General features: G+C 48.1%; 14 protein-coding genes and 2 tRNA genes. 9 read left to right on the forward strand and 7 right to left on the reverse strand.

Annotation, left to right across the window (positions count from 1 at the left end):
* Positions 1-34 precede the first annotated feature (34 nt).
* Positions 35-862, forward strand: coding sequence for an inositol monophosphatase family protein (locus IMZ38_RS03510; protein ID WP_193436774.1), 828 nt, complete (start codon positions 35-37; stop codon positions 860-862).
* Here the strand turns inward: IMZ38_RS03510 and IMZ38_RS03515 are convergent.
* Complete coding sequence (locus IMZ38_RS03515) at positions 843-1,952, reverse strand: M24 family metallopeptidase (RefSeq protein ID WP_193436775.1); 1,110 nt, start codon at positions 1,950-1,952, stop codon at positions 843-845. The genes IMZ38_RS03510 and IMZ38_RS03515 overlap by 20 nt on opposite strands.
* 78 nt (positions 1,953-2,030) lie before the next feature.
* Between IMZ38_RS03515 and IMZ38_RS03520 the strand changes: the two genes are divergently transcribed.
* The gene (locus IMZ38_RS03520; RefSeq protein ID WP_193436776.1) at positions 2,031-2,240 is read left to right on the forward strand and encodes a hypothetical protein; all 210 of its coding nucleotides are present in this window, start codon (positions 2,031-2,033) and stop codon (positions 2,238-2,240) included.
* A gap of 18 nt (positions 2,241-2,258) precedes the next feature.
* Here the strand turns inward: IMZ38_RS03520 and IMZ38_RS03525 are convergent, their stop codons facing one another.
* The gene (locus tag IMZ38_RS03525) at positions 2,259-2,591 is read right to left on the reverse strand and encodes a hypothetical protein (RefSeq protein WP_193436777.1); all 333 of its coding nucleotides are present in this window, start codon (positions 2,589-2,591) and stop codon (positions 2,259-2,261) included.
* A 168-nt stretch (positions 2,592-2,759) separates the two neighbouring features.
* Here IMZ38_RS03525 and IMZ38_RS03530 point away from each other — a divergent pair, with 168 nt between their 5' ends.
* From IMZ38_RS03530 to IMZ38_RS03555, 6 genes are all read left to right on the forward strand, one after another.
* Positions 2,760-3,905 carry a pyridoxal-phosphate-dependent aminotransferase family protein gene (locus tag IMZ38_RS03530; RefSeq protein ID WP_193436778.1) on the forward strand — a complete coding sequence of 382 codons (1,146 nt, stop codon included), beginning with the start codon at positions 2,760-2,762 and terminating at the stop codon, positions 3,903-3,905.
* Positions 3,906-3,962: 57 nt separating this feature from the next.
* Entirely contained in the window at positions 3,963-4,880 is a 918-nt protein-coding gene (locus tag IMZ38_RS03535; RefSeq protein ID WP_193436779.1) for a hydroxyacid dehydrogenase, read from the forward strand.
* Positions 4,881-4,886: 6 nt separating this feature from the next.
* Complete coding sequence (locus tag IMZ38_RS03540) at positions 4,887-5,747, forward strand: ParB N-terminal domain-containing protein (RefSeq protein WP_193436780.1); 861 nt, start codon at positions 4,887-4,889, stop codon at positions 5,745-5,747.
* A gap of 83 nt (positions 5,748-5,830) precedes the next feature.
* Positions 5,831-5,955, forward strand: a tRNA-Met gene (locus tag IMZ38_RS03545).
* An 88-nt stretch (positions 5,956-6,043) separates the two neighbouring features.
* Complete coding sequence (locus IMZ38_RS03550; RefSeq protein ID WP_193436781.1) at positions 6,044-8,653, forward strand: CehA/McbA family metallohydrolase; 2,610 nt, start codon at positions 6,044-6,046, stop codon at positions 8,651-8,653.
* Positions 8,654-8,710: 57 nt separating this feature from the next.
* Positions 8,711-8,795 (forward strand) — tRNA-Leu (locus IMZ38_RS03555).
* 131 nt (positions 8,796-8,926) lie between these two features.
* Here the strand turns inward: IMZ38_RS03555 and IMZ38_RS03560 are convergent.
* The 3 genes from IMZ38_RS03560 to IMZ38_RS03570 all read right to left on the reverse strand — a co-directional run bounded on the left by IMZ38_RS03560 (position 8,927) and on the right by IMZ38_RS03570 (position 11,463).
* Positions 8,927-9,649: a hypothetical protein gene (locus IMZ38_RS03560; protein WP_193436782.1), complete on the reverse strand. Its 723-nt coding sequence runs from the start codon at positions 9,647-9,649 to the stop codon at positions 8,927-8,929.
* 74 nt (positions 9,650-9,723) lie between these two features.
* Positions 9,724-11,181: a ribonuclease FAU-1 family protein gene (locus IMZ38_RS03565; protein ID WP_193436783.1), complete on the reverse strand. Its 1,458-nt coding sequence runs from the start codon at positions 11,179-11,181 to the stop codon at positions 9,724-9,726.
* Positions 11,182-11,193: 12 nt separating this feature from the next.
* Positions 11,194-11,463 (reverse strand): UPF0147 family protein, encoded by a 270-nt coding sequence (locus IMZ38_RS03570; RefSeq protein ID WP_193436784.1) that lies wholly within the window; start codon positions 11,461-11,463, stop codon positions 11,194-11,196.
* Positions 11,464-11,539: 76 nt separating this feature from the next.
* On the opposite strand from IMZ38_RS03570, the gene IMZ38_RS03575 reads away from it, so the two are divergent.
* Positions 11,540-11,917 carry an Sjogren's syndrome/scleroderma autoantigen 1 family protein gene (locus IMZ38_RS03575; RefSeq protein ID WP_193436785.1) on the forward strand — a complete coding sequence of 126 codons (378 nt, stop codon included), beginning with the start codon at positions 11,540-11,542 and terminating at the stop codon, positions 11,915-11,917.
* A 15-nt stretch (positions 11,918-11,932) separates the two neighbouring features.
* Here IMZ38_RS03575 and tmk read toward each other — a convergent pair whose 3' ends face one another.
* Both tmk and IMZ38_RS03585 read right to left on the reverse strand, forming a co-directional pair.
* Positions 11,933-12,544, reverse strand: a complete 612-nt coding sequence (gene tmk, locus IMZ38_RS03580) for a dTMP kinase (RefSeq protein WP_193436786.1) — start codon at positions 12,542-12,544, stop codon at positions 11,933-11,935.
* Positions 12,528-12,926, reverse strand: coding sequence for an aconitase X swivel domain-containing protein (locus IMZ38_RS03585; RefSeq protein WP_193436787.1), 399 nt, complete (start codon positions 12,924-12,926; stop codon positions 12,528-12,530). The genes tmk and IMZ38_RS03585 overlap by 17 nt, the downstream gene beginning before the upstream one ends.
* Positions 12,927-12,937 lie beyond the last annotated feature (11 nt).

Raw genomic sequence — 12,937 nt, forward strand, 5'->3', positions numbered from 1 at the left:
CATGATGTTTGTTCAATGAGAACCGGCGATTTAGATGAAGAATGCCCGCGAACTGTTTGAAATCGTCAAGAGTGTTTCTGAAAGCTTAACCGGGTTGCTCAGGGAGTGCTATGGCGACACGGCTTACTCTGAAGTGATAGGTTTAGGCGTGACCGGGGATACTTCTAGACGCATAGATATAGTAGCCGAGGAGCATGCTGTTGAGGAACTGCGTAGAACAGGTCTCAACATCTGGGTTGTTAGCGAGGAAAAAGGCTTGTACAGGTTGAGCGAGAAGCCGGATTACGTGGTACTAATAGACCCGTTAGATGGAAGCCTCAACTACTCCGTGGGAGTACCCTTTGCTTCAGTATCCTTGGCAATATTCCCTTACAAGCAGTTAAATCCTCAAAGCATTCCTGAAGATGTTGTAGGAGTTGTAGAGAACATTTTCACGCGTGAATGGTACGGGGTTATCAATCGCGAAGTATATGTTGATGGAAGACTGGTTGAATCATATCCTGCGCAAAGGACTGGAATAGCATCGGTTTATTTCGATACTATTGAAGAGCTGAAGAACCTGCGTGATTTCTTTAAAAATCGCGGGTGGAAGTTAAGGCTGAGAGTTTACGGGTCGGCATCGCTTGAATCAGCTTATGCATCGGTTGGAAAAATAGACCACTTCATCTCGTTAACGAAAAAACTTAGAAACACCGACATAGTGGTTGGCTACGTAATCGCAAACAGGCTCGGAGCCAGCATTACAGGAGATGTTACGCCTTCGAAAGTCTTCACAAGCAACGTGACCACTGTTGGCAGGATAGCGATATCCCCTCCTGAGAGATTGATAAGCATTAGCACTCTTAACGAGCTAGGTCAATGATCAACCTTGTTTTACCAGACAGAATCCTAGGACCCTTCTTTGTCAGCAATACATCCTCCTCAAGTCTAACCCCGAATTTCCCAGGATAGTATAGCCCGGGTTCAACGGTGAAGACCATGCCAGGCTCGAGCACGGTTTCACTCCCCAGTCTTAAATAAGGTGGTTCGTGAACAACCACGCCTATTCCATGCCCAAGACCATGGATAAATTTCTTCCCTACACCGTTTTTCTCGAAGAACTCAACCACCTTTAACGCTGGCTCACCGGCTTTAACGCCTGGTTGTATGGACTCTATACCTACGTGGAGAGCTTGCTCCACAAGCTCAAGAGCTTTCTTCTCCTCCTCGCCCAGCCTCCCGTATTTTAAAATCCTTGTAATATCGCTACACCTACCCCCATACTTCACCCCGACATCTACTAGTATAATATCGCTCCTACCCAGCTTCCTGGATGTTGGGACGTTGTGTGGGTAGCTGTTGTTGGGCTTGAAGGAGATAATGGGCTCGAAAGCATATTGGCTGACTCCCTCTCTTCTAACTCTTTCCTCGAAGTAACCTGTCAGCTCGGCCTCGGTAACTCCTTCAGTAACCATTGATGCCAGCGTGTATATGCCTTTAGAAGTTATTTCAATAGCCTTCTTTATCACGTCAACCTCCTCCCTTGTCTTAACCATTCTCTCCTTCCATATCCTGCCGGAAGCGTCAACGATTCTCTCGCCCGGTAGCTCTGTCAACAAGTGTGAAAGAGTGGATGGAAAGGATTTGTCAACACCAACTTTCACGCTCTCTCTTAGTAGATCGTTAATTATTTCTTTCCAATCCTTATCGACCACTACAGCATCATCCGGTTTAATCGATTTAGAAACACCGTACACTTCAGCCCTGTCTTTTAAACTATCCCGGAACCTGTAGAACTCTAAGACAGGAACGTAGAGTTTTACGCTTCCGTTTTTATCTGCATAGAGGATTTGGGTGGAGTCGGCGATTGTCGGAACACCTGTGAAGTACTCGGTGTTATCCGGGGCTGTTAGAATAAGGGCGTCCACTTTCAAATCTTGAATTATGCTCAGAATCTTACCGGTGAAATCCAACGAGCACACCCTCTTAGAGATTTAATTTTGAGATAATATAAAAACATGGATGTTTAATTGATTCTAAAGGTGTTAGCGATGGATACGGGTAAGTGCCCTAGGGACGCGAATAAAATGCTCTTCACGCTTGAATCGGAGAAGTTGAGCAACGGGGTTGCCAGGGTGTCACTAGTTTTGAAATGCCCCGTCTGCAATTACAGGGTTGTTGTAGAGAGGTTAGAGGCTAGTAGGGATAAGGATGGGAATATCTTGATAAGAAGGTTTTTCACGGAACCTAAACCTGCGTGAAGCCGGGCTTGAACCCTCTTATTCAATCACGCTGTTAATCAAATCCTTGATAAGCTGGGGGTTAATCCCCGTGAACTCGACCTGGTAGTTCTCAGGGTCTAGCGGGGATAAGATCACTATGGCGTCCTGAGGGCTTCTAATGTCAAGGAGTCTTATCACGAACTTGTTAACTCTTCCCGACGGGATTGTGAGGGATTCGAATTTTTTCTCAGGGAAAACCGGCTCTTCCTTCATCGTCTCCCCGACTAGAACGTATCTGGTCGTTTTCCTCCCCGAGCGAATCGTCACCTGTTTCAGCCTGTCCTTGACAAGTATCCACCTATTGCTTGGAAGCTTCATGAATATTTTCAACCACTACCCCCTTCCGAACACTCAAGGTTAATAATATTATATGTTTAAACTTAAATATCAGGGATGACCGGGCAGAGACGTACTGAGCAATGATGTAGGTGGAGCGACTGGGACCTTTAGAATCCTATTTAAGCCTTTTCCTGGATAATCAAAAACGGTGCGTGAATTATGAAGTACCCGGATGTGGTTAAGGAAGTTGAAAAAATCGCGTGGCCTAAACCAATGAAATTGTTCACCGCGGGCCCTGTCGCGTGCTTCCCCGAAGTCCTGGAGGCTATGAAGATACAGATGTTCAGCCACAGGTCTAAGGAGTATCAGGAGATTCACAAGGATACAACGCTGAGGCTTGCCAAGTTCCTTGAGGCGGAGAAATCAACGATACTTCTAATTCCTTCGAGCGGGACGGGTTTCATGGAGGCCAGTATTAGAAACGCCGTGTCCCCCGGGGGCAAAGTCTTGGTGACCGTGATAGGAGAGTTCGGGAACAGGTATAGGGAAGCGGTTGAGCGGAATGGGAGAAAGCCTGTAGTCCTCGAGAAGCCTTTGGGTAAGCCTGTTTTGCCGGAGGAGTTAGACGACGCTTTGAAGAAGAACCCTGATGTCGAAGCAGTAACGATCACTTACAATGAAACCAGCACGGGCGTGCTCAACCCGTTGAAAGAGTTAGCAAAGGTTGCTAAGGAGCGGGGGAAGATGGTTTTCGTAGACGCTGTCTCCGCCATGGGTGCAGCGGACATTAAGGTGGATGCATGGGGTATCGACCTTGTGTTCTCCAGTAGTCAGAAAGCATTTGGTGTTCCACCGGGGCTTGCCATGGCAGCTGTCAGCGAGGCCGTGTTCGAGAAGGCGAAGAATATTCCGGAGAGGGGATTATACTTCGACCTCTTGGAGATCAGGGACGTGCTTTTGAAACAGTGGTCAACACCTACGACTCCGCCTATGCCCCAGATCATTGGATTGAACGTGGTGTTGAGAATCATCGAAAAGATGGGTGGGAAAGAAGCTTGGTTGAAAATGTATGCTGACAGGGCTGAGAAGATTAGGAGAGGCGCGCTCAACCTCGGCCTCAAGCTCTTCGCCGAGCCAGGCTACTACAGTCCAACCATCACCGTGATATACAATCCCCCGGGAATCAAGGGGCCGGTTATATATGAGGAGTTGAGGAAGAGGGGTTTTGAAATAGCTAAGGGTTACGGTAAAGTAAAGGATGACACATTCCGCATAGGGCATATGGGCTATATAACAGACGAGGACATAGACCTCTTGTTCAGGAACCTAGAGGAAGTCTTGAAATCCCTTGGAGTAAAGAAGTAGTTTTTTCAATACTTTTATATTTTCCCTTCCTCATATTGTGAACCCGAGGTGAGAGTGTTGAAGATCCTTGTAGCAAGCCGCATTCATGAGAAGGCAATCCAGCTTCTAAGGGAAAACGGGTTCGAAGTATCAGTTGTTGAGGAACCACCCGAGGAAGAATTGGCGAGGCTGATAAAAGGCTTCGACGGGCTAATAGTTAGAAGCAAGCCCTTGGTTACGAGGAAGGTAATAGAGTCTGCGGACAGGTTGAAGGTAATTGCGAGAGCAGGCGTGGGGCTGGACAATATCGATGTTGAAGCTGCAAAAGAGAAAGGGATTACACTGATCAACGCGCCCGAGTCATCGACCCAGAGTGTTGCAGAGCTCGCTGTAGGATTAATGCTTGCTGTTGCGAGGAAAATAGCCTTCAGTGATAGGAAGATGAGGGAGGGGTACTGGGCTAAGAAGGAGGCGATGGGTGTTGAACTATCAGGCAAAACCCTCGGCGTTATAGGTGCTGGACGCATCGGAAGCGCTGTCGCGAGAATCGCTAAATACGGGTTCAACATGCACATACTCTACTATGATGTCTCCTGCAGGGAGGACTTGAGCAAGGAGCTGGGGGCTGAGTGCGTGAGCATTGAGGAGTTGTTGAAGAGGTCTGACATAGTAACTATTCACGTACCCCTACTGCCCGAGACAAGGCACATGATCAATGAACAGAGGCTGAGATTGATGAAGAAGACAGCCATACTCATAAATACCTCCAGAGGCGCAGTAGTGGACACAGCCGCACTGGTCAAAGCCCTTAGCGAGGGCTGGATAGCTGGGGCCGGGCTGGACGTGTTTGAAGAGGAGCCTCTGCCAAGGGATCACCCGTTGACGAAGCTCGAGAACGTTGTGTTAACACCTCACATCGGGGCTAGCACGAAGGAGGCGCAGGAGAAAGCCGGCATAGAGGTTGCCAGGAAGATAGTGGAGTTCTTCAAGAAGTGACCCGTTATGTCGTTTTTCGAGATTAAGACGAAGCACTTAGTATTGAAGATTACCCTGGAGGAAGTGTCCAAGCTCCATATTCACGAAGAGATAATACCGGAGATGTATGAGAAACTGGTGGAAAAGATCAGGCAGGACGGCTTCTTCAAAGACCCTGTCATAGTTGATGAGAAGACACTGGTAGTGCTTGATGGAATGCACCGGGTTGCGGCTGCGCAGACTCTGAAATTCCCGTACATGCCGGTCTGCCTAATAGATTACGACAACCCCGAGGTCAAGCTCAGGTCCTGGTGTAGAACAGCCTTTAAGAAGTCTAGCAGTCCTAGCGAGGCATTATCGGTTATATCTAGGCTAGGGCTGAGGATGACGAAGGTGGCAAGCATTGACGACGCCTTCGCTTTGTTAAAAGCGAGAAAGCTTGTAGTAGCGGTAACCGATGGCGACAGCGTTTCAGGCGTGGTCTCCCCGGCAAGCGATATTAAAATAATATACGACTGGGTGAAGAAGATAGAGCACGCGCTTAAAAACTCTGGTTTCGACGTTGGGTACGTAACTGAGGAGGAGGCACTTGAAAAAGCGAGAAAAGGAGAGGTAACGGTTTCACTGATAACCCCTACTATAACAAAGGAAGAAGTCCGCAAGGTCGCGCTGAGAGGGGAGGTCTTCGCTCACAAGGCAACCCGTCACATCGTGCCAGCAAGGCCGATGAACGTCAAGGTGCCGTTAAACTGGATTGACGGGTCAATCCCCTTGGAGGAAGCCAGGAGGAGACTGTCCGAGTATCTAGGCAAGAAGCAGATAAAAACACTGCCTCCGGGCACTGTTCTCGATAGAAGGTATGATGAGGAATTATTTGTTTTCGAATAAGAACACTTTTTCCTTAACTCACTTACTTCATTAATCTTTATAAGCACTGTTTTCTAATCAAATCATAATTGGCGGGGCACAACAGCGGGGTAGGGCAGCCTGGTAGCCCGCGGGAGACAGTAGTCGATAGACCTGTCCGCGAAGCTCATAACCCCGAGGTCGGTGGTTCAAAGCGGGCGTCAAGCCCGTGGAAATCCACCCCCCGCTATGGATCGCCCGCTTAACAGCGGGCCCCGCCACTCCTTGTTTCAAACATTTTTATTCTCTGAACAAGAAATTTTTCATAAGGTGGTTGAATGTCTTCAACCAGGATCTTCCTGTTATTACTGTTGGTAACACCTATTATCCTAGGATTCGCTGGATCACTCCAAACCCTTCAAGGAACTCACAGCGGAGTCATCGTAATCAAAGGTCCCACTCCCATAATGGAGGGAGAGGCGAAGGGTCCTGAAGACATCACCGTAATGAACGAGTATATCGCTGTAGCATTCGGTATTTCAACAACCCCGCCATGGGGGATTCCGCCCGGTCACATTGTAGACCTTGCCCCGGTCGCCCCCGGTTCTTCAGATGTCTTAGCACAGTTCAGCCTTCCCTTGAACGACTGGGGGAACTGGGCAACTATAACTAGCTTCCAGATAGTGGAGAATTCTTCCACAAGGGCTGTTATTACTGCCCTGGGGCAGTGGAAGGGTTTAGCCGTAAACTACACGTACATTCTCGAAGCGGGCAAGCCGTATCTGAGAACAGTCATAACTGTGACGAACAATGACACGGTATCATACTCTAACCATATAATGGGTCCAGCCGTCTCGCTGAAGAGGGGGTGGGCTTACGCACCTGGTTTTGGAACAGGCAGGATCACAACATCTCCTAAAGCAGGCTACGGGATAACTGAGGACTGGGTTGCAGCATACCATGAGGATTACGCTCTGGGCCTATACTCGCCAGGCTACACCCATATAGCTCTCCACAGCAGTTTCGCAGACACCTTCTACCAGGTGACACTGAACCCGGGCGAGTCACGAGTGTTCGAAGCATACTTGATAGCGTATCCTGAAGGGGACTTATGTAAGATAGCGGAAACGGTTCAAACCATTAGGGAGGGAGGGCTAGCATCAATCCATGGGGAGGCCAGGACAAGTAAGGGTGAAGCGTTGGCTAAAGGAGTGGTAATGGTCGAATCCAACGGCAGACCATATTGCTGGGGGCTTGTGAAAAACGGTTCATACACTTTAAGCCTTCCAGCTCCAGGATCCTACAGTGTTTTCGCGCTTGCTAAGGCACACGCTCCCAGCACGAGGCAGAATCTCACAGTTGCGCCAGGCGAGGATCTCGAATTAAACTTCACCGACGTGGTTCCCCCTGGCAGGGTAGTGTTAACAGTGTTTAGGAATGACACCGGGGCCTCGACTGATGCGAGAATAATTGTCAGCGGGGGATACGTGCCCCCTGTCATGTACTTAGCCGTCACGACTGTGTACACTGATGTTTACGATGTTGGAAAGGCAGTGATCGATTTAGCCCCAGGCACCTATAACTTAACGATCGATAAGGGCGCGGGATTCATAAGCACTGCTAAAACCATCAACGTATCGGTGGCTAGTGAGCAAATTGTTAATGTTAATGTAACTGTCGAGATCCTCATCAAACCCTTTGATGAAGGATGGTACATGGTAGACCTCCACCACCACTCCGACTGGATGGATGGCAGGACGCCTCCTGACCTGCTCGTGGCAGCCCAGCTTGCATCAGGACTGGATATTGTTTTCGTCAGCGACCACGACTACGTTGGAAACTGCCCCGTGATCCAGGCAATAACGCAGGCTCGTAGCGTGCCGTTCGTGTGCGGAGTGGAAATCTCCCCTGACTGGGCCCACTTCAACGTCTATCCCGTGGTTGATCCTTCAAAGCTTGTTTACAGGGGAACCATGAGGGAGATCATAACAGCTGCCAGGGCGGCTGGAGCGATAATGGTCAGGGCTAATCACCCATGGATTGGCGGGTTGTTCATAGCTCAGGAGATGAACAATATTCCTGGAGGGTATTATGAGGACTGGGATGCTGCGGAGCTGGGTCCATGGGGCACTAATAGCCAGAGGACATTGACGAAAATGTTCACGCTATGGGATTTGAATATAAGGAAATATTTGACAGCGGGTAGCGATGTCCACGACGTTATCATGCAGACATACACCGGGAAACCCAGGCTTGTCGCCTACCTACCCAACGGCCCCAACCCTGTCTCGCTAGCCCTGGCTGAAAAGTATGGGAGGACATTCATATCTTACGGCCCCTTCCTGTTCTCCGACCCGTTACCGGGCACCACTGTCGGCGTAGCATCCCTCTCCCAGAACGTAACGCTAAGGGTTAAACTCTTCTCAGTACTTGGCTTAAGCAAGGTTGAAGTATATGGTAAAGGAGGCAGGATTATCCAAACCATCCCTCTAGGGTCAGCGACGTCCAAGACTCTGGAAATAACTGTTCCAGCATCCCTGGCGACTAACGGGACTGAGAACGGGTATATCGTTTTAATCGCCTACGACATGCAGAATAACAGGGCGATTAACAACCCTATTTGGATAGATCTAAACACGCAACAGGTGACGACAACCGTTACCGAGAGAGTTACTGAAAGGGTTACTGAGACGACGACTACTACTCAAACAGTTACGTCTCCCGTAACGACCTCGGTAACGGTGACCACGACTAGGACGGAAACCGTTACGCATTCAACCATGTTAACAACCACGCAGATCTTGGAATCAGTAACGACGACAACTTACACTTCCACATACACTAGTGAAAAAATTATCTCGCAGACAGACTACATTGTCACGGGAGTAGTCGCAACCTTATTCCTAGCCATAGGATTAGGATTGAGCAGGATATTATTCAAGAAGTAGGTAAACCTCAAATATCAATGTTTTTTATAGCCCAAACTTATTAAACACATTAATAGTGCGGGGGTGCCCGAGCTTGGTCAAAGGGGTCGGGCTCAGGACCCGATGGCGTAGGCCTGCGTGGGTTCAAATCCCACCCCCCGCACTTCACACATATAGCTAAGAACCCTTCCTTGGAATCCTTGAGTATGCTTCGAATTATCAGATCCTATCCCGCATCCTTAATCTCATCTTTAATAGTGAAAGGAGGTAAGCGAGGGATTATCATTGAATATCTCACGGCAGGGTTATAAGTTTAGAGTATTCATTACCACCCATAGTGTGTAGCCTTAGCTCTATAACTTGCCCATGCGTATACCCCGTTGTTAACCATATCGTAACCGTTTTCTCCTCACCCGGTCTTAAAGTTAGAGGTAGTGGAAGATTCGAGTTTGCATTAGCCTTGCTGAGGGTTTTTCCATCGATAAATGCCTGGTCTATGGTGGCGGGGTTATCCCCAATGTTCCTTATTCTTAACACAATGTTGAATACTCCTGAGTAGTATACTTCATAAATATTGATATCAAAGTTCTCATAGCAAAACGCCCTAGTGACTGTTACATTGAGCTTGTATTGGAGAGCGTCCCCAGCCTTGATGTAAACCGGAATACTTTCTCCCTGCTTGGAAGAAGCATTATAGATGATGATGTTTAAAGCAACCATATCCTGGGCTTCTAAATTTTCTGTCTCGACTCTCACATATGCGGTTCCATTAAAGCCTATTCCTCCATTAATGGAGACTCTAACCCCTTCCACAAGTACTTCATCAATCAAGATGGAGCTACCGCTTCTACTTCTAAACACTGCTTTAATGTACAAGTCGCCGCAGGAAATGTAAGCTTCTTTAGCGAGGATCTCTACTTCCCCAGACTCCTGGACGAAATCTTTAAGGTGGAAGTACAGGATGCTTGCAATTAAGGTAATGAGAATTAAAACAGCAACGATGTGCAGGGTCTTCATGAAAACCAGCTCCCACTGAGTAAGTTCTTGTTTCCCGAATTTATGGCTTCCGATACTGAGAGGGTTGATTTTTTTCAGGTGTTAGAAGAGTCCGTTGCTAGGCATTTTTCAGGCTCTCTATAATTTTCACAGACATAGGCTTCAGGATTCTTAATAACCATGTCGGCAACTCTTTCAGCCAAAACATAAAGGTGTTCGCTCACAACCTCCCTCGTTTTTAAAAATGAAAGCTGCTCCAAATCTATCACCACAGGGTTTTCACCAGGCTTCACCACGACGTCGACCACGAGATCATGGTATTTCACTATTCCTGGCGCGAGTTCCGGCGGCGTGTTAATGTTTATGTAGCTGCCCAGCCAGTTCCCATTCCTGAAATAGTTATGGCTTATCACGTAGGAGCCTTCCTTGATAATTAACAAGTCTCTGTCACCGGGGAGTTTTTCAATGCCTAACCCGTCGTAAACCCCCTCACTAGTGAAAACCCTTTCTAAAACAAGGCAAGCCCTTCCTTGAACAAGTTTGTAATGCTCGAGAAACCCTGGGGTGAGCTCCCTGACTCCTTTAACAGGCGAGTAGTGTAGGATTCTAAACCTCTTTGTCTCAGATATTTTCCTGATAATCCACTCTCTCAAACTACCCCCTACAAGGCTTAAACTACAGCCTTTTCCAGCAAGGTTTTCAACCAGGTCTAGCTCGTCACCAAATCCTAGGTTTTTCAATTCATGATGCCCTGGCATGGTTGGAGTCACTGCCCGTCTCTCATGGTCTAGGATTTTCTTCGCAATACTTGTTAGCGAGATTAATCCTATGAACTCCCCGGTTCTCAGCCTGCACGGGTTTCCAACACTCTTCGCCACCTCCATCAACCTCTTATACTCCTCCAACAACGCGTCTATTTCAGCCTCAACATCCCTCGGGTCCGCGAACCTCGCGCTGCTCCTGAACTTCACCCCGAGCCCGGAGCCTATGAGCTTGGATAAAGCTATGGCGGAAAGCTTGTTCTTCAACACCCTATCCCTGATGTATTCGGAGAAAACTATTCTAGGGTTTCCGTGGATGAGAGAGACAAAATCTCCGAGCATTTTGAACTCTCGGGTAAGCTCAACAAGCTCACCCTCACTCCACGAGGGCTTGGAAACCCCTACAATGACCTTATCGTTCACGGACAAGCCTTTACAATCCCTCAACACTCCCTTGAAATCACCCACATCTACAACGCAAGCCCCGGGCACTGTTTTTTCAACTCTTCCAAGATAGATCGAGTTTACCTCAATCCTCGAGGCTTTCCTAAAGACGAACTTTAAACTTCCTGAGAGTAAGTCGAAAATGGACCTAGCCTCAGAGGGTTTGCCTATGATAAGGACTGAATCATCCTCAGCGTCCTTCACCGTTGCATCGGGAGGAGAGTTGTCGAAGCCTATGTTAAGCCTATTGGCTATTACCTCGCTTGGCTGGACAATCCTGTACCCGTGTTTCAAAAATAGGTGTGAGAGGGCGGTTGCGTATATCCCTCTGACACGTACCTTGGTCAAGACCAGGGCTCCTCAGTCATGGATTGTCTCAAGTATTGCTATGATCTGCCAGATCTTAGTCCTAGTGTTCAAAGGCATGTTAGGATCCTGGCTAACCTGGTCTAGAAGGCTGATCGCGTTTGCAGCCTTAACGCCCGGGGTCAGTTTTTCATCGCGCAACTGGTTTAAAGCCTCCGTGGCCGCTCTTCTAATATTCCTGGGAACAGCTGTGTCGTTAACTATGCTAACTAAAAGGTAGATAGCATTCCTTAACTTAACCTCGTTGTCAGGCACCTTCGCCATCATAATCACCTGTTAACCATCCCTCATAAACATATATGAGTGTGATTAATAAAACTATTATGGAGAGATGGTTGGAATGGGTGAGAGAAAAGACTATACTAAGATCATGGCCGAGTACTTGAAAGCAGGTGCAACAATGCTATCGCTAACATGCCCTGTCGAAGGGTGCGGCCTTCCGTTGTTCAAGCTTAGGTCGGGAGAAATCGTCTGCGCGGTTCACGGGAAAGTCCACTTGGTTAAGAGCGATGAAGAAGTCAAGGAGATAAGGGAAAGGATTACGTTGATAGGAGTGCTAGACAAGCTCGAGGAGAAAACACTCAACATAATAAAGGAGCAAAGCGAGAGCGAGGATGTGGATCCCAGGGAGATAATAGGCTGGCTCGAGGTTTTAGAAAGAATTAGAAGATTGAAGGAAATCAGCCGGGAGAAGCAGTCTTTGCCGAAGCCGCCGTGAACCCCCGGAGTTGCCCTAAACCATGCCGCTACTAAAGAGCGATCTAACCTTCTCAAGTACTTCCGAGTAGACTGCTTGCACTTCTCTTGTAGCGTCAACCTCCAAGAGCCATCCCTGGGCAACCATTCTCTTATAGTTCTGCCTAACCCTGTTGAGAAACTCTTTCTCCTCGAACTCGGGGAATCTTGAAGGGAGCCCCTGCCTCCTAGCCATGGCTACCTCGGGGGGAATGTCAAGATATATTGCCAGGTCGGGTTTCAAAGCATACTTGTTCACTTCCACAACCCACTCGAAGGGAGCCCCCATGGCTGACTGGTAGGCTATACTGCTGTAGAAATACCTGTCCGAGACCACGCAAACCCCTTTCTCAAGCATTGGCTGTATCAGGGTTTTCACATGGATAAGCCTGTCGAGGGCGAAGGCTAAGGCGTCAACATAGGCATCCCTGTAGGAAGAATACTCCCCTTTAACGGCTCTAACTATTAGCGAGTCTGTTGGCTCGTAAGTGTAAACAGCCTCCATCCCCTTTGATTTAAACATGTCTATTAGCATTTTCGCAAGCGTGGTTTTCCCTGCACCATCAATGCCTTCTAACACTATGAAAAACCCTCTACTCAACCGTGACATAATCCTCCCCTTCCCTATGTGTAACAAGTTTCTTGTTGGATAATATTGTTGAAAACTCTTCGAACTCCTCGACAATAAACAAGGGGATGCCCGCTAACACGCATCCTGCTATTAAGATGGGCTCCACCTCCTTAACGATCATGCAGCATGGATGGACGTTGTTCTTTTTCAAAGCATATATGATGTATGAGCCCACAGTGCTTCCTCGCGAACCCTTGAAAACAAGCACTCTTCCAGCCATCTCAACTTCGCCAAAGTCTGCTCTGACAACTCCTCTGACAGGGTCTACTTCACCGAAGAAGCTTAAGTACTGGTTTAAAACAACAGGTTCTCCGGAGCAGTCGCCATCAACCACTCGTTTAATCCTCCATTTCAAACTCACGTTTCCCCCTC

It is taken from the genome of Thermosphaera aggregans (genome assembly GCF_014962245.1).
Taxonomy (GTDB): domain Archaea; phylum Thermoproteota; class Thermoprotei_A; order Sulfolobales; family Desulfurococcaceae; genus Thermosphaera; species Thermosphaera chiliense.

What these genes read in the sequence shown, in the direction of transcription:
- IMZ38_RS03530 (WP_193436778.1), top strand. Translation starts at nt 2,760, where the DNA reads ATGAAGTACCCGGATGTGGTTAAGGAAGTTGAAAAAATCGCGTGGCCT.
- tmk (WP_193436786.1), bottom strand. Translation starts at nt 12,544, where the DNA reads ATGTCACGGTTGAGTAGAGGGTTTTTCATAGTGTTAGAAGGCATTGAT.
- IMZ38_RS03510 (WP_193436774.1), top strand. Translation starts at nt 35, where the DNA reads ATGAAGAATGCCCGCGAACTGTTTGAAATCGTCAAGAGTGTTTCTGAA.
- IMZ38_RS03560 (WP_193436782.1), bottom strand. Translation starts at nt 9,649, where the DNA reads ATGAAGACCCTGCACATCGTTGCTGTTTTAATTCTCATTACCTTAATT.
- IMZ38_RS03540 (WP_193436780.1), top strand. Translation starts at nt 4,887, where the DNA reads ATGTCGTTTTTCGAGATTAAGACGAAGCACTTAGTATTGAAGATTACC.
- IMZ38_RS03520 (WP_193436776.1), top strand. Translation starts at nt 2,031, where the DNA reads ATGGATACGGGTAAGTGCCCTAGGGACGCGAATAAAATGCTCTTCACG.
- IMZ38_RS03570 (WP_193436784.1), bottom strand. Translation starts at nt 11,463, where the DNA reads ATGGCGAAGGTGCCTGACAACGAGGTTAAGTTAAGGAATGCTATCTAC.
- IMZ38_RS03550 (WP_193436781.1), top strand. Translation starts at nt 6,044, where the DNA reads ATGTCTTCAACCAGGATCTTCCTGTTATTACTGTTGGTAACACCTATT.
- IMZ38_RS03575 (WP_193436785.1), top strand. Translation starts at nt 11,540, where the DNA reads ATGGGTGAGAGAAAAGACTATACTAAGATCATGGCCGAGTACTTGAAA.